This is a genomic window from Alteriqipengyuania triglochinis (genome assembly GCF_054655655.1).
The window spans coordinates 544,063-564,017 of sequence record NZ_BAAHNC010000002.1 but is presented as its reverse complement, the minus strand read 5'-3'; the positions used below and the strand labels follow the sequence as shown (position 1 = coordinate 564,017).

The window sequence follows — 19,955 nt, the reverse complement described above, 5'->3', positions numbered from 1 at the left end:
AAAAGCGGACGTTCGCCTAGCTCTCCCCTGCCAAATCGGGGTGCTGCCAATCTTTGCCTACATATGCACCCCAAGCACGGAGTATGGAGCGAGCAGCGCTCGAAGTATTAGCGACTTGCTTGTCACCGCTCAGAACACCTTCAAAGAAGGTGCCCACAGCGGCCACCTGCAGATCGATGGCATCGTTCACGCGCTTTTCGACTTTCTTACCGCGGCCTGCGCCTTCACCAATCCATGCGAGCGTATGGATGAGAACGCAAAGCGAGTAGCGGAAGCCGAACATGCTCATCGCATCTTTGACCTTCATGGGCTTCGAACCTTGCTTCTGCTGGTTGTCGCACATGAAGTTTCGGGTGGCCTCAAGCAGCAGGTCAATCGCCTTGCGCCTCGTCGCATCAGAGACCGTCTGCCGCATCGCAATCGCCCGCCGTTCCTCTCGAGTGAAGACCCCGGCTGCACTTACAAGCGCATCCTCCCAGTCAGCGACTTCGTTACGCAGGCGTTCGATCATCGTGCTTGCATAAGCCTCTGCCTGCTTGATCGTGGGCCCCAGGCGCTCTGGCGGCGGAATACTTCTCAGGTCAGCCGCAAGTTGCCCGAGCCTTACGCTCTGGCCGTAGTCGATCAGCCTTATCGCATCGTCCTTGCTTCGAACCTGGTCGTCGAGAATGTCGCCAACAGGCCGCAATGCGAAAACTTGGTTCGGGAACTTGGCCGCAATCGCCAACGACTCCCTCGAGGTCGTCAGCGCGTTTTTCTTTTGCATCTCAATGATCGTCCAATCAGAGAACGCGACCGCATGGTTCCGGTCCATCGCGAGAAATTCTTCCATCGCTGGCGCTCGCATTAGGTTTTTGTCGAAGACGATAGTGATCATGTTTTTGAAGTGATGCTGGACGCCCGAAATAGCAATGCAAGGGCTCAGAGGTGGTTGCGCTCTGGCCTAGCGCCCGGCAGCGGCGCAACGCGCTTTTCAGCCCAACTAGATGCAAAAGACAGACAGACCGCTTCCCACCCCGAAGCGGACTCGTCACTCCACCGGCCGCCGATGATCGAGCAAATCGTGCTTTTGTTCGCTGCTGTCGCGCTCTTCTTCGACCATTTCGTCGATCTCGCCACGCGGGGCGACGTCGGCGGTGGCGGCTTCGGTGGCCTTGCGCCGCGGGCGCGGGAGTGTTTCAGCACCTTCGCGACCGGCGATGTTTTCGAACGGCACACTTGCCGAGCGCGGGTCGAAGCGCAGGCGGTAGATCGGCTCGGGCAGGCCGAAGCCGGCATCTTCCAGCGCGGTCTTGACCGCGGGGATCGCCGCGCTCTGCGCCTTGAACCAGTCGGTCTCGCGCTGGTCGACCCAGCCGAGGAAGCGGATAACCACCGCTGAATCGCCGACCTCGACGATCCGCGCCTCGGGCGCCGGGTCCGCCAACATGAAGGGAAGCGCCGCCAGCGTCGTGCGGCCCAGGTCCGCCGCGGCGGTCGCGTCGTCGTCCGCATCGACGCCCAGCGTGAAGTCGAAGCGGCGTTGCGGATTGCGGGTGAAGTTGACGATCACCGCCTTGAAGACGGTGGAGTTGGGGATGCGCAGGTGGTTGCCCTCCAGCGTCATCAGCACGGTCGCGCGGCTGGTGAGGCGCACGACGCGGCCTTCCATATCCTCGATCACCACGTGGTCGTTCGCGCGAAACGGCTGGCGCAGCGAGAGCATCAGCGAAGCGACGTAGTTCTCCACCGTGTCGCGCATCGCGAAGCCCAGCGCGATGCCGATCACGCCCGCCCCGCCCAGCACCGCGCCGAGAAGCGCGGTTGCACCGATAATGTCGAGCGCGATGACGGCGGCGAAGATGATCGCAATGAAGCGGATCGCGCTCGCTACCAGATCGGCGAGGAAATTGTTGGGCGTGACGAGCCGCCAGAGGAACCCGAGCGATGCGAGCAGATAGCCTGCCAGCACGATCGCGAGGCCGATCAGCAGCGCGACCCCGATCAGCGGCAGCATCCCGGCCACATCGCGCAGCCGGTCGAGCAGCGCGGTAACGATGTCGGCCGTCCCCTCCAGCGAGGTGTCGCGCGCAATATCGTTCTCGACCGTGACGACATCGAAGCGCGCGGCGATCGCCCCTGCCTCGTCGATCGCCTCCTGGCTGGGGGCCGATCCGCTGAGCTGGACGACGCCTTCGCTGACCGCGACCTCGATCTTCGAATATTCGGGCACCTGCGCATAGATGTCGCGCAGCCGGTTGGCGACGCGCGTATCGGCCTGCGGATCGCGCTCGTCCGAGAGGCTGCCGTCGGGCTGGGCCGGAGTGGCCGCAGGCGCGGGTTCCTCGCTCGGCGTCAGCCCCGGCAGCGCGGCGGCAAGCGGCGCGGCAAGGCAGGTCAGCCATACCGACAGCCCCAGGGCGGCGAAAAGTCGCAGCATCATCGAAGGAATGCCTCCCCCATGTCTCGCTGGTCTGGCTTGTCCGGCGCGGGCCGCGCCGGCGGCTTACGGTTGGCGACGTACGCGATCAGTCGGGAAACGCCGTTCCGAAGCCGAGCGCCAGCAGCAGCGGCACGCCCACGGTCAGCAACCACAGCGCCACCTGATCGCGCCGGAAGGCGCCGCGCAGCCCCTCGTCATGGGCCTTGGCGGGCGGCAGATCGTTCCAGCGATGTTCGAAGAACCGCAGCACCGGGATGAACGCGCCCACCATGGTGACCAGCAGCAGGTAGACCGTGATGCCTTCGAAGGCGTGCTTCATCTTGGGCATCGAAATGAAGATCAGCAGGGCGGTCGTCACCAGCAGCGCCCAGGCGATATTGTCGCTGATCTCCGCCGCCCAGTCGACCGGCTTCTTGCCGCTGTCCCAGGGCTGAGTGCTCGTATTCATCGCGGTGTCCTCTCGCATTCCCTGCAATTGCCGCACGATAGGCCGGGAGGCGCTCCGCCTCAAGCGGGCAGCGTCGGCGGCATGCACCGGCATTTCGGCCCAAGCGCCATTGTATCTTTCGCCGCACGCTCCATTTGCTAAGCAGCACGCCATGGCAGAGATCGACCCCGCCGAAATAGCCCAGAGCTCCAGGGAAGTGGAAGCCAACGCCGCCCCGCCGATTCCGCAGGGCGGGCTCGAAGTCGTGTCGATCGCGAAAAGCTACGACAAGCGCGCGGTGCTGACCGATATTTCGCTGTCGGTCGGCAAGGGCGAGGTGCTCGGCCTGCTCGGCCCCAACGGTGCAGGCAAGACGACCTGCTTCTATTCGATCATGGGGCTGGTGAAGCCCGATAGCGGTCGTATCCTGATGGATGGCGAGGATGTGACCGGCCTGCCGATGTACCGGCGCGCGATCCTCGGCCTCGGCTACCTGCCCCAGGAAACCAGCATTTTCCGCGGCCTGACCGTGGAACAGAACATCGCCACCGTGCTCGAACTGGCCGAGCCGGACCGTGAGGCACGCCGCGCGGGGCTGGAACGGCTGCTGGACGAATTCGGCCTGACCCGTCTGCGCAATGCGCCCGCGATGGCGCTGTCCGGCGGTGAACGCAGGCGGTGCGAGATCGCCCGCGCACTCGCCGCCAACCCTTCGATCATGTTGCTGGACGAGCCCTTCGCCGGAATCGATCCGCTGTCGATCAGCGACATCCGCGATCTGGTGATCGACCTGAAGGGGCGCGGGATCGGCGTCCTGATAACCGATCATAACGTTCGAGAAACGCTCGATATCGTAGACCGTGCCTGTATCATCTATGGTGGCCAGGTTCTCTTTGCGGGCACCCCGCAAGACCTGGTGGCAGACGAGAACGTGCGCAGGCTCTATCTTGGCGAGAATTTTACCTTGTGATTTTCCGGCGGTCCGACAGGTGACCGCGCGTGGAAGGTATGGGGCCGCCGGGGGCTGGTGCCGCGCGAGCCGACAGCTCCGTTGGCGGCGGACAACGCAATAATGTCACTCGCCCCGCGCCTCGACCTGCGCCAGTCGCAATCGCTGGTGATGACGCCGCAGCTGCAGCAGGCGATCAAGCTGCTGACGCTGTCCAATCTCGAGATCGAGGCCTTCATCGGCGATGCGCTGGAATCCAATCCGCTGCTCGAAATGGGCGAAGCTCCACGTGCGGAGCTTGGCGAGACGGCCAGTTCGGGCGATGGTTCAAGCGACGGCGGCGATGCTCCCGAAACCCCGCGCGAAGAGCGAGAGGCCGATGCGCTGATTGCGGAGGGTGCGGGGCAAATCGATGCGCCCACCGATCTCTCCGCAGCCGAGCTGGAGATCGACCGCGACACCGGCGACGGCAGCTGGGGCGCGGCGGAAAGCTTCGGCGGCGAGGACGAGGGATTCGCAATCGACGAGCGCGGCGCGGGCAGCATCTCGCTCTCCGAACACCTCCATGCCCAGGTCGGCGCGATCGCCTATAATGACCGCGAGGCCTTCGTCGCCCGGGCTATCATCGACCGACTGGACGAGGCCGGTTACCTGCCCGAATCGCTGCGCGAGCTGGCGGAGGCGCTGGGCATTTCGCCAGCCGAGGCGGAGGACGCGCTGGTGCTGGTCCAGTCGCTCGATCCGGTGGGCGTGGGCGCACGCGACCTCGCCGAATGCCTCGCCATCCAGGCGCGCGATGCCAACCGCTACGACCCGTGCATGGCGCGGCTGCTCGACCATCTCGATCTCGTAGCGCGCGGCGAAGTCGCCCGCCTGCAGAAGCTATGCGAGGTCGATGCCGAAGATCTGGCCGACATGCTCACCGAACTGCGCGGCTACGATCCACGGCCCGGGCTCGTCTTCGGGCAGAGCGAGGGCGGCGCGGTGGCGCCCGACGTGCTGGTCGACCGCACGCGCGAGGGCACCTGGCGGATCGCGCTGAACGAAGCCACGCTGCCGCGGCTGGTCGTCAACCGCCCCTATCTGGTCGAGCTGCGCGACGGCTGCCGCGACCGCTCGAGCCGCGCATGGCTGAAGGACAAGCTGGAGGATGCGCGCTGGTTGATCCGCGCGCTCGACCAGCGGCAGAGGACCATTCTTGCGGTGGCGAGCGAGATCGTAACCCAGCAGGAAGGCTTCTTCCTCCACGGCGTCAGCCACCTGCGCCCGCTGACGCTCAAGCAGGTCGCGGAAAAGATCGAGATGCACGAAAGCACGGTCAGCCGGGTGACGAGCAACAAGTTCCTGCACTGCCCGCGCGGCACCTTCGACCTCAAGTACTTCTTTACCAGCGGCGTAGGTGGCGGCGAAGACGGCGAAGGGGCGAGCGCTGCATCGGTCAAGGCGCGGATCAAGGCGCTGACCGATGCCGAGGATGCCAAGGCGATCCTGTCCGACGACAAGCTGGTCGAACTGCTCAAGGCCGAAGGCTTCGACATCGCCCGCCGCACGGTCGCCAAATACCGCGAGGCAATGGGCATCGGCTCCAGCGTGCAGCGCCGCCGGGCCAAGAAGCTCGCCGCGCTCGGCTAACCGTCAGGCCCGCCGCAACACCGCGAAATAGGTGACGTTGTCGTCGCTGTCCTGCACATCGGCCTCCAACACTTCGAGCCCGTAGAGCTGCCCGGCCCGCGTCGAGGCGAGCGCCGCGCGGGTGCGCAAGCCTGTCTCGGCCACCTCGCTCGCCGCCCCGGCCGTGTCGCCAGCCGGTTCGGCCTGCACATCGATCCGGGCAAGGAACTTGCGGCATTCAGCCAGCGCCATCGGGTGGCTGGCGACGACCTCGATCTCGTCCAGCCGCGCACCCGGCACGCCGAAGCAGTGAAAGGCCACCGGCTGGGGATGGACCGCCAGCCGGACCACGGGAAGCGAGGCGAGCAGCGCCTCGACCCCGGGCACGGGGCCGGCCAGCGAATTCTCGAACGGGATCACCGCCCGGTCGCATTCGCCCGACACCAGCGCGGCGCATGCTGAGCGGAAATCGAGATAGCCGACCGGTTCGTCCTCAGGGAAATACCCCAGGCACGCCAGTTCGCCGAAGGCACCGGGGTGCCCGCCATAAGCAATACGCATGTAGGTGCTCCGGTTCGCGCGTCAGGCGGCGCGGCGCAGCGGCGTGACGCGTTCGATCACGCACAGGTGCCGGTCGCCGGAAACGGCGATCGGGCAGACCGCTTCGCCGCCACCGAGCCGGGCGGCGAGTTCGCTCTGTTCGAGGACGACGAAGCTGCGCTCCTCGCCCAGCCGGTCTTCGGACAGGCGCCCGACGGCGAGCGCGGAACCACGCCCGCCCTCGCCCAGCAGGCCGTCGATGATGACCAGTTCGGGATCCTCGGGCAGATCCGCCCACCAGTCGCCGTCGCCGATCTCGATCAGCGCGATCGCCCTGCCCGCGCGCGCCTTCGCCAGCGCTGCCTGGGGGGAGGTGGTTTCGCGGATCGGGATGATCGTGCCGAACCGCGCGCGCGCCATCAATTGCATGCGTGCCGGGTGGCGGGCGGCGCTCAGCGCGATTTCGATCGGGCGCTGCGCCTGCAGGTTGATTGCCATCAGCTCGCGCCAGATGGCGGTGATGCTGGCGGCCGGAATGCGCCGCGTCATCGAGGCGAGCCGGGCGATCACGCTCGCCTCGCGGGCCGGGCGCAGCAGCAGCTGGTCGGCGTCGCTCGCGTCTTCGCCCTTGGCGGCGGCGATCGAGGCGGCAAGATCGAGCCGCCGCTCGATCAGGGTCAGCAGTTCCTCGTCGAGGGTGTCGATTTCCTGGCGCAGCGCATCGATGCTGCGCGCACTGGTATTGGCATGGGCCATGGTGGAATTCACTTTCGGTTCGCGGACCGCGCGCTTCATCCGGCGCAAGGCGGCCCTGGTCGTTCGATTTTGTGGCTGGTGGTCGCTTGATGCGCGCGACCCGCGCTGGTCCCGATACGCCCTTCAGGCGTACCGGCCGCTAAACGAACCGAAGTAATAAAGGTAATAGGGAAGGCGTGCAGCCGCCGTCGCTGCCGACAGCGGTGCGTTGAACAGGGTAGTGGCCGAAGCGGGGATTGCGATATCCCGATGCTTGGTCATGACTGAACGCTCCCGAGGCACAAGGCGAAACGAAAGCGATGCCTCACTCGCTTCCGATGTAACGAAATATCGGTTAGCGCCTCAGATCGCAAGACCCCATTTCCCGTGCGCCCGCTCCTGTGGCTTTCGGGAGACTCCGTGCCTATGCTCGGCCCGACTCGCGCGCGGCCCGCTTCATCGCGCAAAAGGCTTTCCAAAAGCGGTTTACACGATGTTAACCTTTCCCGTTCAGACCTTGTGTGGTTAATGAAATGCAGCACCTCGATCGCAGGGGGTGTGGGCAGCACATCCACAGGGGCAAAGGGGGCAACCCATGCGCGTATTGCTGATTGAGGACGAGCCGACCACGGCCAAAGCTATCGAGCTGATGCTGACGACGGAAGGCTTCAACGTCTATTCGACCGATCTGGGCGAGGAAGGCCTCGATCTGGGCAAGCTGTATGATTACGACATCATACTGCTCGACCTGAACCTGCCCGACATGCACGGCTACGACGTGCTCAAGAAGCTGCGCGTCGCCAAGGTGCAGACGCCGGTCCTGATCCTTTCCGGCATTGCCGAGATGGACTCCAAGGTCCGCAGCTTCGGCTTCGGCGCCGACGATTACGTGACCAAGCCCTTCCACCGCGAAGAGCTGGTCGCCCGCATCCATGCGGTGGTCCGCCGTTCGAAGGGCCACAGCCAGTCGGTCATCCGCACCGGCAAGCTGGCGGTGAACCTCGATGCCAAGACCGTCGAGGTCGACGGCGCACGGGTCCACCTGACGGGCAAGGAATACGCGATGCTCGAGCTGCTTTCGCTCCGCAAGGGCACCACGCTGACCAAGGAAATGTTCCTTAACCACCTCTATGGCGGGATGGACGAGCCCGAGTTGAAGATCATCGACGTCTTCATCTGCAAGCTGCGCAAGAAGCTCAGCCATGCATGCGAGGGCGAGAACTATATCGAGACCGTGTGGGGCCGCGGCTACGTGCTGCGCGACCCGAACGAAGAGGCCGAAGCGGCCTGATCCGGCCCCGCTTCACCTCTTCGGCGGGGCAAAAGCCCCGCGCTCTTCAATCTAGCTGAAACCGCCCGGTGTTTCCGTCTCGCGTCGCTCCCATTGTTGGAGCGTTCGGGGCTGCGAAAGCCGGGCGAAGTCGACCCCACTCGGCTCCTGGAAGGCGCGCAGCCCGAATTCGGGTAGAATCGCCAGCAGATGGTCGAAGATGTCCGCCTGGATGACTTCGTATTCGTCGAACTGGGTGGTCGCAGCGAAGGTATAGATCTGCAGCGGCAGGCCCGTGGGCGTCGGGTCGAGCTGGCGCACCAGCGTCGTCATGTCGTGATTGATCCGGGCATGGGTGCGCAGATAGGCCAGCACATAGGCGCGAAACATACCGATATTAGTGATCCGCCGCGCGTTGACCGGGTTCTCCTCCCCCGCCAGCTCGCGCGCGTTCCATTCGCGCAATTCCTGCTCCTTGCGGTCGAGATAGTCGCGCAGCAGCCGGAAACGGCGTAGCTCCGCCACCTCTTCTTCGCTCAGGAAGCGAAGGGTGTTCTGGTCGAGATTGATCGCGCGCTTGATCCGCCGCCCGCCCGCCTCGGCCATGCCGCGCCAGTTGCGAAAGCTCTCGTTGATCAGCTTGTAGGTCGGGATCGTGGTTATCGTCTTGTCGAAGTTCTGCACCTTCACCGTGTGCAGCGCGATGTCGATCACGTCGCCGTCGGCATTCTGCTGCGGCATCTCGATCCAGTCGCCGACCCGCAGCATGTCCTGCGCGGACAGCTGGACCGAGGCGACGAGGCTGAGGATCGTGTCCTTGAACACCAGCAACAGCACTGCCGCCATCGCGCCCAGCCCCGACAGCAGCAGCAGCGGCGACTGTTCGATCAGCGCAGCGACGCCAAGGATCGCGGCGGCGGCGAACACCAGGATCTTCACCACCTGAAGGAAGCCCTTGATCGGGCGATTGCGGGCTTCCGGCCGGCGCTTGTACAGCTCGTTGACGTAGGTCAGCCCGGTCGTGATCGCCAGCGCGACGACCAGCACGATGGTCGCATTGGCGACATTGGAGATCACCGCCTCCAGCTCTTCGGGCAGGTGGCGGACGAAAACGATTCCGCGCGAAAGGATCAGCAGGGGGATGGTGGTGACCAGCCAGCCGACCGCCTTGTCCGGCGTCTTGGTCCGCCGGTCGAGGAAGGGCGCGGCCAGCCGCAGCACCACCTTCTTGAGCACGAGATTGACGAGGAAGGCGATTCCCAGCAGCAGCGCCACTCCGCCCAGAGCCTCGACCAGCGGGGGCTGCCCCTCTAGATAGGTGAACATTTCTTGCATAACGCCGGCCGCCTAACGCGGATCGCCCGTTCGCGTCACCCCTCTCGTCGGGCCTGTCGGCTGGCCGGTGATCGGGCGGGGACAACAAATGCTTTGCCGTCGATCATCGCAAATCGCTTGGAAACCCCCAGCAACTCTGCGCATTTGCTAGCGGCTACAACACCTTTCGCAGGGCCTCATGTCGTTCATCACTGACTATTCGGCCCAGATCGGCCTGGCGCTGCTAGTGCTCACCTTTATCGCCTTCATGATGGAGCGGCGGCCGCCGGTGGTCATCGCGGTCGTCTCGGGCGCGATCATGCTGGCGCTGGGCTATCTTTCGCCCAAGGAAATGCTGGCGACCTTCTCCAACCCGGCGCCGATCACCATCGCGGCAATGTTCATCCTCTCGGGCGCGCTGCTGCGGACCGGCGCGCTGGAGGAGGTGTCGGGCTGGGTCATCCGCCGGACCACGCAGAGCCCCCGGTTGGCCACCGCCGAGATCGGGCTGGGCACGATCGCGGCGTCGGCCTTCATGAACAACACGCCGGTCGTCATCGTGATGATCCCGGTGGTCAAGAAACTGGCGCAGGTGCTGAAGACGGGCGCGACCCGGCTGCTGATCCCGCTGTCCTACCTGTGCATCCTCGGCGGCACGATGACGCTGATCGGCACCTCGACGAACCTGCTGGTCGACGGCGTGGCGCAGGAAGCGGGGCAGGCACCTTTCGGGATTTTCGAGATCACGGCGGTCGGCGTCGTCGGCCTGGTCGCGGGCCTTGCGGTCCTGCTGCTGCTGGGGCCGCTGCTGCTGCCCAATCGCGGGCCGCGCATGGGCGACGAAACGCGCGAGAGCGACATCTACCTCACCCACCTGACGCTGATCGAGACCAGCAAATATGTTGGCAAGACGCTGGGGGAGAGCAATATCGGGCGGCGTCCCGGGGTGAGGATCGTCGCGGTCCAGCGCGGGACCGATCTCTACCGCCGGGATCTGGACGATGTGCTGCTCGCGCCCGACGACCAGCTGATCGTCAGCGCCAGCCCGGAGGAGATCACCTCGCTCGCCGAAGCGCCCGATTTCCGCACCGGCCTCGTCGGGCTGGGCGGCGGGGTCGAGACCGCGCGCGACAAGCGCCCGGCGGACCTGAAGGTGATCGAGGCGGTGGTCTCCGCCACGCACCCGGTGGTCGGCCAGCGGCTCAAGGAGATCCCGCTGCTCTCACGCCTGCGGGTCCGCGTGCTCGGCCTTGCGCGCCCACACCACCTGCCCGGCCCGTCGCTGGGCGAAACGCGGGTGCGCGCGGGCGACCGGCTGCTGATCGCGGCAGGGCCCGACGCGGCGCAGGCGCTGCAGGGCAATGTCCAGCTGACCAATGTAGGCCTCACCACCGCGCAGTCCTTCCGCCGGACAAAGGCCCCGATCGCGATTCTCACTCTGGCCGCAGTGGTGGTGGGCGCGGCGGTGTTCGGGCTGCCGATCGAAGCGCTGGCGGTGGGCGGCGTGGCGCTGGTGCTGGCGACCCGCTGCATCGAGCCGAGCGATGCCTGGGCGAGCCTCGATGGCAGCACGCTGGTGCTGATCTTCGGCATGCTCGCCTTCGGGACCGGGCTCGACAATGCGGGCACCATCGAACTGATCGTCGCGACCATCCAGCCGCTGCTCGGCGCGAGTTCGCTGCTGGTGCTGATCCTGCTGGTCTACGCCGTCACCAGCACGCTGACCGAGGCGGTCACCAACAACGCCATCGCGGTGATCATGACGCCGCTCGCCATCGGGCTCGCCGATGCGGCCGGGATGGACGCGCGGCCGCTGATCGTGGCGGTGATGTTCGGCGCCAGCGCCAGCTTCGCGACCCCGATCGGCTACCAGACCAACACGCTCGTCTATGGTGCGGCCAATTACCGCTTTTCCGACTTCGTGAAGATCGGCGTGCCGATGAACATCGTCGTCGGCTTCGCCGTGTCCTTCGCGATCTGGGCCTTTTTCGGCTGAGCCGCTGGACAGGAACACGGCCCTGGCGCTAGCGGCGCGGGCATGACCGCATACAAGGATGGCGACCCCACCACGCTGAGCAGACTCTACGGCCGCAGCGTCGGCAAGCCGCTGCGCGCGCGCCAGCAGGCGCTGGTGGACGATCTGCTGCCGAAGATCTCCGTGCCCGACGAAGGCCCGATCACTGCCGAGCGCCTGTTCGGCGAAGATTGCCCGCTGCATTTCGAGATCGGCTTCGGCGGGGGCGAGCATCTCGCCTATCGCGCGGACCTGCTGCCCAACCACGGCTTCATCGGGGCCGAACCCTTCCTCAACGGCGTCGCGCAGGCGCTGACCCATGTCGAGGAACAGCGGCTCGCCAACATCCGGCTGCACGCGGGCGATGCGCTCAACGTGCTCTCGCGCGTGCCCGACGGGGCGCTGACGATGGTCTACCTGCTCCACCCCGATCCCTGGCCCAAGGCGCGCCATGCCAAGCGGCGGATGATGAACGATGGGCCGGTGCAGATGATTGCCGACAAGCTGAAGCCGGGTGGCGAATTCCGCTTCGGCACCGATCACGCGGTGTACGTACGCCACGCGCTGATGGTGATGCGGCGCTTCACCGACCCGGAAACCGGCCCGTTCGAATGGGTGGTCGATGGTCCGAAGAGCTTCCAGCAGCGCCCTTCGGGCTGGTGCGAGACCCGCTACGAGAAGAAGGCCCGTGAACAGATGGGCCACGAAGTCTGGTACTTCCGCTACCGCCGCAGATAGCGTGAAGGTCGCCCGGACGGCCTTCGCTAGCTCTTCAGGGAAACCGGCGTCAGAAGCGAAGGCCCACGCCCGCCACGACCTGGTCGGTGGTCGCCTCGCCCACGTCGCCGCCGACGTCGCCATAGCGCGAGCGGCGATATTCCATCCGCGCTTCGAGCGGTCCGGGCAGTGCCACCTGAACGCCGCCGCCGAAGCGCAGGCCGGTCGCGTTTTCCTCGATATCGGAGAACGACCCGGCGCTGGTGAAGGAACGGGTGTCGAGCGAGGTAAAGCCGAGCTTGCCATAGGCGGCGATACCCGGGGTCACCGCGAAGCCGCCGCGGGCCCCGAGGTAATACTGCCCGTCCGCTTCCAGCCCGTCGCGCGCACCGGCGAAGCTGCCGGGAAATTCGGTCGATCCGCCGCTGGTCGAATATTCGCCCTCGACCCCGACGAAGGCACTGCCGAGCGACAGGTCGTAACCCGCCGCGACGCCGAACACGGCCGAGTCGGCATCGGCGGTGACGCTGCCGTCTTCCGCTTCCACATCGAGCCCCTCGTACCCGGCAAGGACCGATACGTGGACCCCGCCGGGGGCGGTGTTCTGCTGTGCCATCGCGGGCGTGGCGATCATGGCGAGCGCCAGGGCGGCGGCCGCGGTCGATGTCTTCATCTCGATTTCCTTTTGCGAGCCCTGTCGGGGGCGTTGCGTCCACATGGGAGAAACATGGTTTCCGCCCGGTTAACCGCGCGGAGCCCGTGCGGCGGAACGTGGTGCGCCGGGGGCGATTGAAGAAGCAACAGCCCATCCCCGAAAGGCCAGACGCTTGATTACCACCACCAACCCCGCAACCGGCGAGACCATCGCCGAGTACGAAACCCTCGACGCCAACGGCATCGATGCGAAGCTGGAGAGCGCCACACGCGCCTATCGCGACTGGCGGACAAGCCCGCTCGATCGGCGAACCGGCGTCCTGTCCGCGCTGGGCGACCTGTACGAGAAGCACAGCGAGGAACTCGCGAAGCTCGCGGTTACCGAGATGGGCAAGCCGATCGCGCAGGCGCGGGCCGAGGTCGGCAAATGCGCGGACCTGTTCCACCATTTCGCGCAGCACGGCCCGGCGATGCTCGAATCGAAGTTCTGGGACCTGAGCGACGGGGGCCGCGCCGAAGGCCGCTGGCTGCCGCAAGGCCCCGTGCTGGCGGTGATGCCGTGGAACTTCCCCTATTGGCAGGTCGTGCGCTTCCTCGCGCCGACGATCCTTGCGGGCAATGTCGGCCTGCTCAAGCATGCCAGCATCGTGCAGGGCGTCGCCAAGCGGATGGAAGAGCTGGTGCTGGAAGCCGGTGGGCCCGAGGGACTGTTCCAGAACCTGTGCGTTTCGTCCGACCCGATCGGCGACGTGATCGCGGACACCCGCGTCGTCGCAGCGACGTTGACCGGCAGCGAGGGCGCAGGCAGCGCGGTCGCGCAGCAGGCGGGCAAGCACCTCAAGAAGGTCGTGCTCGAACTGGGCGGCAGCGATCCTTTCATCGTCATGCCGTCGGCCGACATCGAGCAGGCGGTCAAGGACGCGGTGACTGCGCGGATCCAGAATAACGGGCAATCGTGCATCTGCGGCAAGCGCACGATCGTGCACGCCGACATCTACGACGACTTCGCCGACCGCTTCGTCGCTGCACTGAAGGATGTGAAGCTCGGCGACCCGATGGACGACGACACGGAGCTTGGTCCGCTCTCCAGCGAAGGTCAGCGCGACACCGTGCTGGATCAGGTCACCAAAGCCACGGAAGAAGGCTGCACGCTGGTGTTCGGAGCCGAGAAGCTCGACCGCGCCGGTGCGTGGATGACCGCCGGCCTGCTGACCGACGTGCCGATTGCCAGCAAGACCGGGACCGACGAGATTTTCGGCCCCGTCGGCCAGCTCTACAAGGCGAAGGATATCGAGGAGGCGACCACGATCGCCAATGCCATCCCCTTCGGCCTCGGCTCCGCCGTATGGACCACGGACGAGGACGAGAAGGAGCATTTCGCCAACGCCATCGAGGCGGGGATGACCACCTTCAACGCGGTCAACGGATCGAAGATCGAAGCGCCCTTCGGCGGCATCAAGCGGTCCGGCCACGGGCGCGAGCTGTCCGAGTTCGGCCTGCACGAATTCATGAACCTGAAAACGCTGGTGCACCCGGCCTAGGAGAGACCCGACATGAGCAAGAAAATCCTGATCATCGGCGCATCGCGCGGCATCGGCCTCGGCCTCACGAAGGAATTCGCGGGCCGCGGCTGGCACGTCGTGGCGAGCGAGCGGACGCCCAGCGACGGGCTGCACGAAGCCGCCCGCACCCACAAGAACGCGATTGAGATCGTCACCGTCGACGTGACCAAGCCCGACACCTACCAGGGGCTGACGGGCAAGTTCGGCGAAGGATCGCTCGATGCGATCATCGTCAATGCCGGGATCACCGGGGCATCGCACCAGTCCGCCGAAGAAGCGACCGACGATCAAATCGCGCATGTGATGCAGACCAACGCCTACGGCCCCGCGCGGGTCGGCAAGGCGCTGCTGCCGCTGCTGAAGGACGGCGGCACCTTGGCCTTCATGTCATCGCTGATGGGATCGATTACCGACAGTTCGGGCGGTTACGAATTCTACCGCGTCAGCAAGGTCTCGCTCAACATGCTCGCCAAGGGCATCGCCGAACAACAGGCGAAGGAGCGCGGCGTCGAAGTGCTCTCGCTCCACCCCGGCTGGGTGCAGACCGACATGGGCGGCCCCAACGCCAAGATCACGGTCGAGGAAAGCTGCACCGGCCTTGCCGACGTGGTCGAGAAGGCCGGTGGTGGTGGCTACCGCTTCGTGAACTACGAAGGCGAGGCGATCCCCTTCTAGGAGACCGCCACGCCAGCCTTTATTCCACGATCCCTGCCGAAGCGAGCACCGCCAGCGTCAGCACATCGGGCACGTTGGCGGTGACCGGCACGATCTGGACGGGCTTTTCCATGCCGACCAGGATCGGGCCGATGGTGGCATCGCCGCCCAGTTCGCGCAGCAGCTTGGCCGACAGGTTGGCCGACTGGAGCCCCGGCATCACCAGCACGTTGGCCGGGCCCGACAGGCGGCTGAACGGATAGAGCGCCATCACCTTTTCGTTGAGCGCGGCATCGGGCGCCATCTCGCCCTCATATTCGAAGCCAGGTTGCATCTCGTCGAGGATGTGCACCGCGTCGCGGATGTTCTCCAGCCACTTGCCCGACGGATTGCCGAAGGTGGAATAGGACAGGAAGGCGACGCGCGGCTCATGCCCCATGCGCCGCGCCACTTCCGCCGTTCCGCACGCGATCTTCGCGAGGTCTTCCGAACTGGGGCGCTCGTTGATCGTCGTGTCGGCGAGGAAGGTTGTGTGGTTCTTACCGATCAGCATGTGGATGCCGAAGGAAATCTCGCCTTCCTTGGGGTCGAGCACGCGGCCGATTTCGCGCGCGGTCTGCGCATAGGTGCGCGTCAGGCCCGAAATCAGCGCATCGCCATGGCCCAGCGCGACCAGCAGCGAAGCGAAGACGTTGCGGTCCTGGTTGACCATCCGGCGCACGTCACGCTCGGTATAGCCGCGCCGCTGGAGCCGCTTGTACAGGAACTCGACCATTTCGGGCACATGCTCGCTGTCGGCGGAGTTCTGGATCTCGAACCCGCTGATGTCGGAAATGCCCAGCATGTGCATCTTGTCGGCCACTGCCTTGGTGCGGCCGACCAGCACCGGGGTGCCGTAGCCGAAATCGCGGAACTGGATCGCGGCGCGCAGCGCGACGTCCTCTTCCGCTTCGGCGAAGACGACGCGCTTGGGATTGGCTTTCGCTTCTTCGTACACCTGCGTCAGCACCGAGGTCGTCGGATTGAGGCGCGATTTGAGCGCCAGCCGGTAGGCGTCCATATCCTCGATATGGGCCTGCGCGACGCCCGATTTCATCGCCGCCTCGGCCACGGCGGAGGAGACGACCTCCATCAGGCGCGGGTCGAACGGGGCGGGGATGATGTAGTCGGTCCCGAACTTGTGGTTCTTGCCATAGGCCGCCGCCACTTCCTCCGGCACGCGCTCGCGCGCCAGCGCCGCGATCGCTTCGGCGGCGGCGATCTTCATCTCCTCGTTGATCGCGGTCGCCCGCACGTCGAGCGCGCCGCGGAAGATGAACGGGAAGCCGAGCACGTTGTTGACCTGGTTCGGGTAGTCCGAACGCCCGGTCGCGATGATCGCATCGGGGCGCACGGCCTTGGCCTCTTCGGGCATGATCTCGGGAATCGGGTTTGCCATCGCGAAGATGATCGGCTGATCGGCCATCTTCTTGACCCACTCGGGCTTGAGCGCCCCTGCAGCCGACAGGCCGAGGAAGATGTCCGCCCCCTCCAGCGCCTCTTCGAGGCTGGTCGCATCGGTCGGCACGGCATGCGCGCTCTTCCATTGGTCGACATCGGCACGGCCCGGGGTGATCGGGCCCGAGCGGTCGCACACGATCACGTTCTCGTGCGGGACGCCCATCGCCTTGATCAGCGCGGTGCAGGCGAGCGCGGAGGCACCCGCCCCGTTCACGACCATCTTGCAGTCGCTGAACTTGCGCCCGGTCAGGTGCACGGCGTTGATCAGGCCCGCCGCCGCGATGATCGCGGTGCCGTGCTGGTCGTCGTGCATGATCGGGATGTTCATCCGTTCGCGCAGGGCCTGCTCGATGATGAAGCATTCGGGCGCGGCGATGTCTTCCAGATTGATCCCGCCGAAGCTCGGCTCCATCAGCGCGACCGCTTCGATGAACTTGTCCGGGTCTTCGGTGTCCAGCTCGAGGTCGATCGAATCGACATCGGCGAAGCGCTTGAAGAGGACCGACTTGCCTTCCATCACCGGCTTGGATGCCAGCGCACCCAGATTGCCCATGCCCAGAATAGCGGTGCCGTTGGAAATGACCGCGACGAGGTTGGAGCGCGCGGTGTATTTCGCGGCATTGGCGGGATCGTCGGCGATCGCCTGCACGGGTACCGCCACGCCGGGCGAATAGGCGAGGCTCAGGTCGCGCTGGGTCGCCATCGGCTTGGAGGCGATGATTTCGATTTTCCCAGGCCGTCCGCTCTCGTGATAGAGCAGCGCCTCGCGCGCCTCGAAGCTCGCATTCTTGTCGTCAGCCATTCTGGCCCTCTTCATGTCCGGATGTCCGGCATGCCGTAGAGGCAATGTCCGCAAATCGCCAGTGTCGCCGGACACGCTTTTTCGCGCGGGATATCGGGGACAGCGAAACGCCGGTCGCTTCCCGAATCGGGGGCAGGGTCGCTACGCGGGTAGGCGTGACCGGCAAACCCACCCCGATGATGGAACAGTACCACGCCCTCAGGGACGAAGCGGGCGAATGCCTGCTGTTCTACCGCATGGGCGATTTCTTCGAGCTGTTCTTCGACGATGCGAAGGTCGCCGCCCGGGTTCTCGACATCGCGCTGACCAGCCGCGGGGAGAAGGATGGCGCGGCCGTGCCGATGTGCGGCGTGCCCGTCCATTCGGCGGATGGCTACCTCGCGCGGCTGATCCGCGCCGGCCACCGCGTCGCGATCGCCGAACAGGTGGAGACCCCGGACGAGGCGAAGGCCCGCGCCAAGGCGGAGGGCAAGCCTTCGTCCAAGGTGCTGGTGAAGCGCGAGATCGTCCGCTTCGTCACCGCCGGCACGCTGACCGAGGATGCGCTGCTCGAACCGCGCCGCGCGAATCGCCTCGCGGCGGTGTGCGACATGCGCGGGACGATCGGCATTGCGGCGTGCGACATCTCGACCGGACGGATGGAGCTGGAGGAATGCGGGCCCGACGGTTTCGCCACCGCGCTATCCCGCCTCGGCGCGAGCGAGATCGTCGCGCCCGAAACGTGGGAGGATGCGCCCGGCGAGGCGACGCTGCGCCCGGCATCGGACTTCGCGAGCGAGCGTGGTCGCCAGCGCCTGCAGGATCTGCACGCGGTCTCCACCCTCGATGCGTTCGGCGACTTCACGCGCGCCATGCTGGCGGCGGCGGGCGGTCTGCTCGCCTATCTCGACCATGCAGGACGCGGGGCGACGCCCTTCCTCCTGCCGCCGACGATCAACGCCAGCGATTCGGCGATGGCGATCGACGAGGCCAGCCGCGCCAGCCTCGAAATCACGGCCACGCAGAGCGGCCAGCGGCAGGGCAGCCTACTTGGCACGGTGGACCGCTGCGTGACCAGCGCGGGCGCGCGCCAGCTGGCCGAAGATCTGGCCGCCCCCCTCGCCCGCAAGAACGGAATCGAGGCACGGCTGGCGCTGGTGCGGTTCTTCAATGAAGACCCGATCCTGCGCAGCGACACGCGCGAGGCATTGCGCGCCATTCCCGATGTCGCGCGCGCACTGGCGCGGCTGGTCGCGGATCGCGGCAGCCCGCGCGACCTCGGCCAGGTACGCGACGGACTGGCGCAGGCGCGCGACCTGCACGGCGCGCTCTCGCGCCTGCCCGATCGCCCCGCGCTGCTCGATACGCTGCTGCCCGACCTGACCGGCCACGGGGCGCTGGTGGGCGAGCTGGCAACCGCGCTCGTCCCCTCCCCGCCGACCGAGCGTTCGGGCGGCGGCTATATTGCCGCAGGCTACGACGCCGCGCTCGACGAATTGCGCGAAACCTCGGGCAACGCGCGCCGGGCCATTGCCGCGCTCGAAGCGCGCTACCGCACCGAAACCGGGGTCTCCGCGCTCAAGATCAAGCATAACGGCGTACTCGGCTATTTCATCGAAGTGCCCTCGCGCCACGGCGATGCACTGATGGGCCCGGACAGCGGCTTCACCCACCGCCAGACCATGGCGAGCGCAGTGCGCTTCAACTCGGTTCACTTGCACGAGGAGGCGACGCGCATCGCGGAGGCGGGCGGCCGCGCGCTCGCCGCCGAGGAGGCGCATTTCGAAGGCCTGGTGGGCGAAGTCGTCGCCAAGCGCGAAGCCATAGCGCGCACGGCTGCGGCGCTCGCGCGGGTCGACGTCGCGGCAGGTTTGGCGGAGCGTGCAGCGGAGGGAGACTGGTGCGCTCCGCAGATCGAGGATGCGCCCTGTCTCGATATCGTCGCCGGGCGGCATCCCGTGGTCGAGGCGGCGCTGGCCAAGGCGGGCGAGCGCTTCGTGCCCAACGATTGTGCCTTGAGCAAAAGCGACCGCCTGTGGCTGATCGGCGGGCCCAACATGGGCGGTAAATCGACCTTCCTGCGCGCCAATGCGCTGATCGTGCTGCTGGCTCAGGCGGGCAGCTACGTGCCCGCACAAGGCGCACGCATCGGGCTGGTCGACCGGCTGTTCAGCCGCGTGGGCGCGAGCGACAATCTCGCGCGCGGCCGCTCCACCTTCATGGTCGAGATGGTCGAGACCGCCGCCATCCTCGCGCAGGCGACCGAGCGAAGCTTCGTGATCCTCGACGAGGTCGGGCGCGGCACCTCGACCTATGACGGGCTGGCGCTGGCGTGGGCGGTGGCCGAGGCGATCCACCAGACCAACCGCTGCCGCTGCCTGTTCGCGACGCATTACCACGAGCTCGCGCGGCTCGCGGATAGCTGCGAGGCGCTTTCGCTGCACCACGTCCGCGCGCGCGAATGGCAGGGCGATCTCGTGCTGCTGCACGAAGTGGCGCAGGGGCCTGCCGACCGCAGCTACGGCCTCGCGGTCGCCAAGCTCGCGGGCGTGCCCGCGGGCGTGGTCGACCGGGCAAGCGCGGTGCTGGCCAAGCTGGAACGCGGACGCGAGGAGACGGGTGGGCTCGCCGCCGGGCTCGGCGACCTGCCGCTGTTCTCCGCTGCGCTGCGGGCGCAGGAGGAAGAGTGCGACACCCTGCGCGAACGCCTCGCCGCGCTCGATGTCGATGCGCTGTCCCCACGCGACGCGCTGGACGTTCTCTACGAACTCAAACGCGAAGGCGGCGAAAGCTAACTTTCAGGAA

The 19,955-nt window shown here is 66.3% G+C and carries 16 protein-coding genes; 8 read left to right on the top strand and 8 right to left on the bottom strand.

Features of this window, described 5'->3' with window-relative positions:
• Positions 1–16 precede the first annotated feature (16 nt).
• From ACYQ0L_RS08545 to ACYQ0L_RS08535, 3 genes are all read right to left on the bottom strand, one after another.
• Positions 17–877, bottom strand: coding sequence for a hypothetical protein (locus ACYQ0L_RS08545; protein WP_459788648.1), 861 nt, complete (start codon positions 875–877; stop codon positions 17–19).
• Between the two features lie 153 nt (positions 878–1,030).
• Positions 1,031–2,422: a mechanosensitive ion channel domain-containing protein gene (locus tag ACYQ0L_RS08540; RefSeq protein WP_459788646.1), complete on the bottom strand. Its 1,392-nt coding sequence runs from the start codon at positions 2,420–2,422 to the stop codon at positions 1,031–1,033.
• Positions 2,423–2,507: 85 nt separating this feature from the next.
• The gene (locus ACYQ0L_RS08535; RefSeq protein ID WP_459788645.1) at positions 2,508–2,870 is read right to left on the bottom strand and encodes a hypothetical protein; all 363 of its coding nucleotides are present in this window, start codon (positions 2,868–2,870) and stop codon (positions 2,508–2,510) included.
• Between the two features lie 151 nt (positions 2,871–3,021).
• Here ACYQ0L_RS08535 and lptB point away from each other — a divergent pair, with 151 nt between their 5' ends.
• Positions 3,022–3,819, top strand: a complete 798-nt coding sequence (gene lptB / locus ACYQ0L_RS08530) for an LPS export ABC transporter ATP-binding protein (RefSeq protein WP_459788643.1) — start codon at positions 3,022–3,024, stop codon at positions 3,817–3,819.
• 102 nt (positions 3,820–3,921) lie between these two features.
• Positions 3,922–5,430, top strand: a complete 1,509-nt coding sequence (rpoN, locus tag ACYQ0L_RS08525) for an RNA polymerase factor sigma-54 (RefSeq protein ID WP_459788642.1) — start codon at positions 3,922–3,924, stop codon at positions 5,428–5,430.
• Positions 5,431–5,433: 3 nt separating this feature from the next.
• On the opposite strand, the gene ACYQ0L_RS08520 is transcribed toward rpoN, so the two are convergent.
• Both ACYQ0L_RS08520 and ACYQ0L_RS08515 read right to left on the bottom strand, forming a co-directional pair.
• Positions 5,434–5,970 carry a prephenate dehydratase domain-containing protein gene (locus ACYQ0L_RS08520; RefSeq protein ID WP_459788641.1) on the bottom strand — a complete coding sequence of 179 codons (537 nt, stop codon included), beginning with the start codon at positions 5,968–5,970 and terminating at the stop codon, positions 5,434–5,436.
• A gap of 21 nt (positions 5,971–5,991) precedes the next feature.
• The gene (locus tag ACYQ0L_RS08515; protein ID WP_459788640.1) at positions 5,992–6,705 is read right to left on the bottom strand and encodes a chorismate mutase; all 714 of its coding nucleotides are present in this window, start codon (positions 6,703–6,705) and stop codon (positions 5,992–5,994) included.
• Positions 6,706–7,279: 574 nt separating this feature from the next.
• Between ACYQ0L_RS08515 and ctrA the strand changes: the two genes are divergently transcribed.
• Positions 7,280–7,975 (top strand): response regulator transcription factor CtrA, encoded by a 696-nt coding sequence (gene ctrA / locus ACYQ0L_RS08510; protein WP_459788639.1) that lies wholly within the window; start codon positions 7,280–7,282, stop codon positions 7,973–7,975.
• 51 nt (positions 7,976–8,026) lie between these two features.
• On the opposite strand, the gene ACYQ0L_RS08505 is transcribed toward ctrA, so the two are convergent.
• Positions 8,027–9,289, bottom strand: a complete 1,263-nt coding sequence (locus tag ACYQ0L_RS08505) for a mechanosensitive ion channel family protein (protein WP_459788638.1) — start codon at positions 9,287–9,289, stop codon at positions 8,027–8,029.
• A 178-nt stretch (positions 9,290–9,467) separates the two neighbouring features.
• On the opposite strand from ACYQ0L_RS08505, the gene ACYQ0L_RS08500 reads away from it, so the two are divergent.
• Positions 9,468–11,264 carry an SLC13 family permease gene (locus ACYQ0L_RS08500; RefSeq protein ID WP_459788637.1) on the top strand — a complete coding sequence of 599 codons (1,797 nt, stop codon included), beginning with the start codon at positions 9,468–9,470 and terminating at the stop codon, positions 11,262–11,264.
• Positions 11,265–11,306: 42 nt separating this feature from the next.
• A complete protein-coding gene (trmB, locus tag ACYQ0L_RS08495; protein WP_459788635.1) occupies positions 11,307–12,020 on the top strand; it encodes a tRNA (guanine(46)-N(7))-methyltransferase TrmB in 714 nt (237 codons plus the stop codon).
• Positions 12,021–12,069: 49 nt separating this feature from the next.
• Here the strand turns inward: trmB and ACYQ0L_RS08490 are convergent, their stop codons facing one another.
• Positions 12,070–12,672, bottom strand: a complete 603-nt coding sequence (locus ACYQ0L_RS08490; RefSeq protein ID WP_459788634.1) for an outer membrane protein — start codon at positions 12,670–12,672, stop codon at positions 12,070–12,072.
• A 154-nt stretch (positions 12,673–12,826) separates the two neighbouring features.
• Between ACYQ0L_RS08490 and ACYQ0L_RS08485 the strand changes: the two genes are divergently transcribed.
• The gene (locus tag ACYQ0L_RS08485) at positions 12,827–14,194 is read left to right on the top strand and encodes an NAD-dependent succinate-semialdehyde dehydrogenase (RefSeq protein ID WP_459788632.1); all 1,368 of its coding nucleotides are present in this window, start codon (positions 12,827–12,829) and stop codon (positions 14,192–14,194) included.
• A gap of 12 nt (positions 14,195–14,206) precedes the next feature.
• Entirely contained in the window at positions 14,207–14,890 is a 684-nt protein-coding gene (locus ACYQ0L_RS08480) for an SDR family NAD(P)-dependent oxidoreductase (protein WP_459788631.1), read from the top strand.
• Between the two features lie 19 nt (positions 14,891–14,909).
• On the opposite strand, the gene ACYQ0L_RS08475 is transcribed toward ACYQ0L_RS08480, so the two are convergent.
• Positions 14,910–17,171 carry an NADP-dependent malic enzyme gene (locus ACYQ0L_RS08475; protein WP_459788630.1) on the bottom strand — a complete coding sequence of 754 codons (2,262 nt, stop codon included), beginning with the start codon at positions 17,169–17,171 and terminating at the stop codon, positions 14,910–14,912.
• A 176-nt stretch (positions 17,172–17,347) separates the two neighbouring features.
• Here ACYQ0L_RS08475 and mutS point away from each other — a divergent pair, with 176 nt between their 5' ends.
• Complete coding sequence (gene mutS, locus ACYQ0L_RS08470; RefSeq protein WP_459789022.1) at positions 17,348–19,945, top strand: DNA mismatch repair protein MutS; 2,598 nt, start codon at positions 17,348–17,350, stop codon at positions 19,943–19,945.
• Positions 19,946–19,955: the final 10 nt, after the last annotated feature.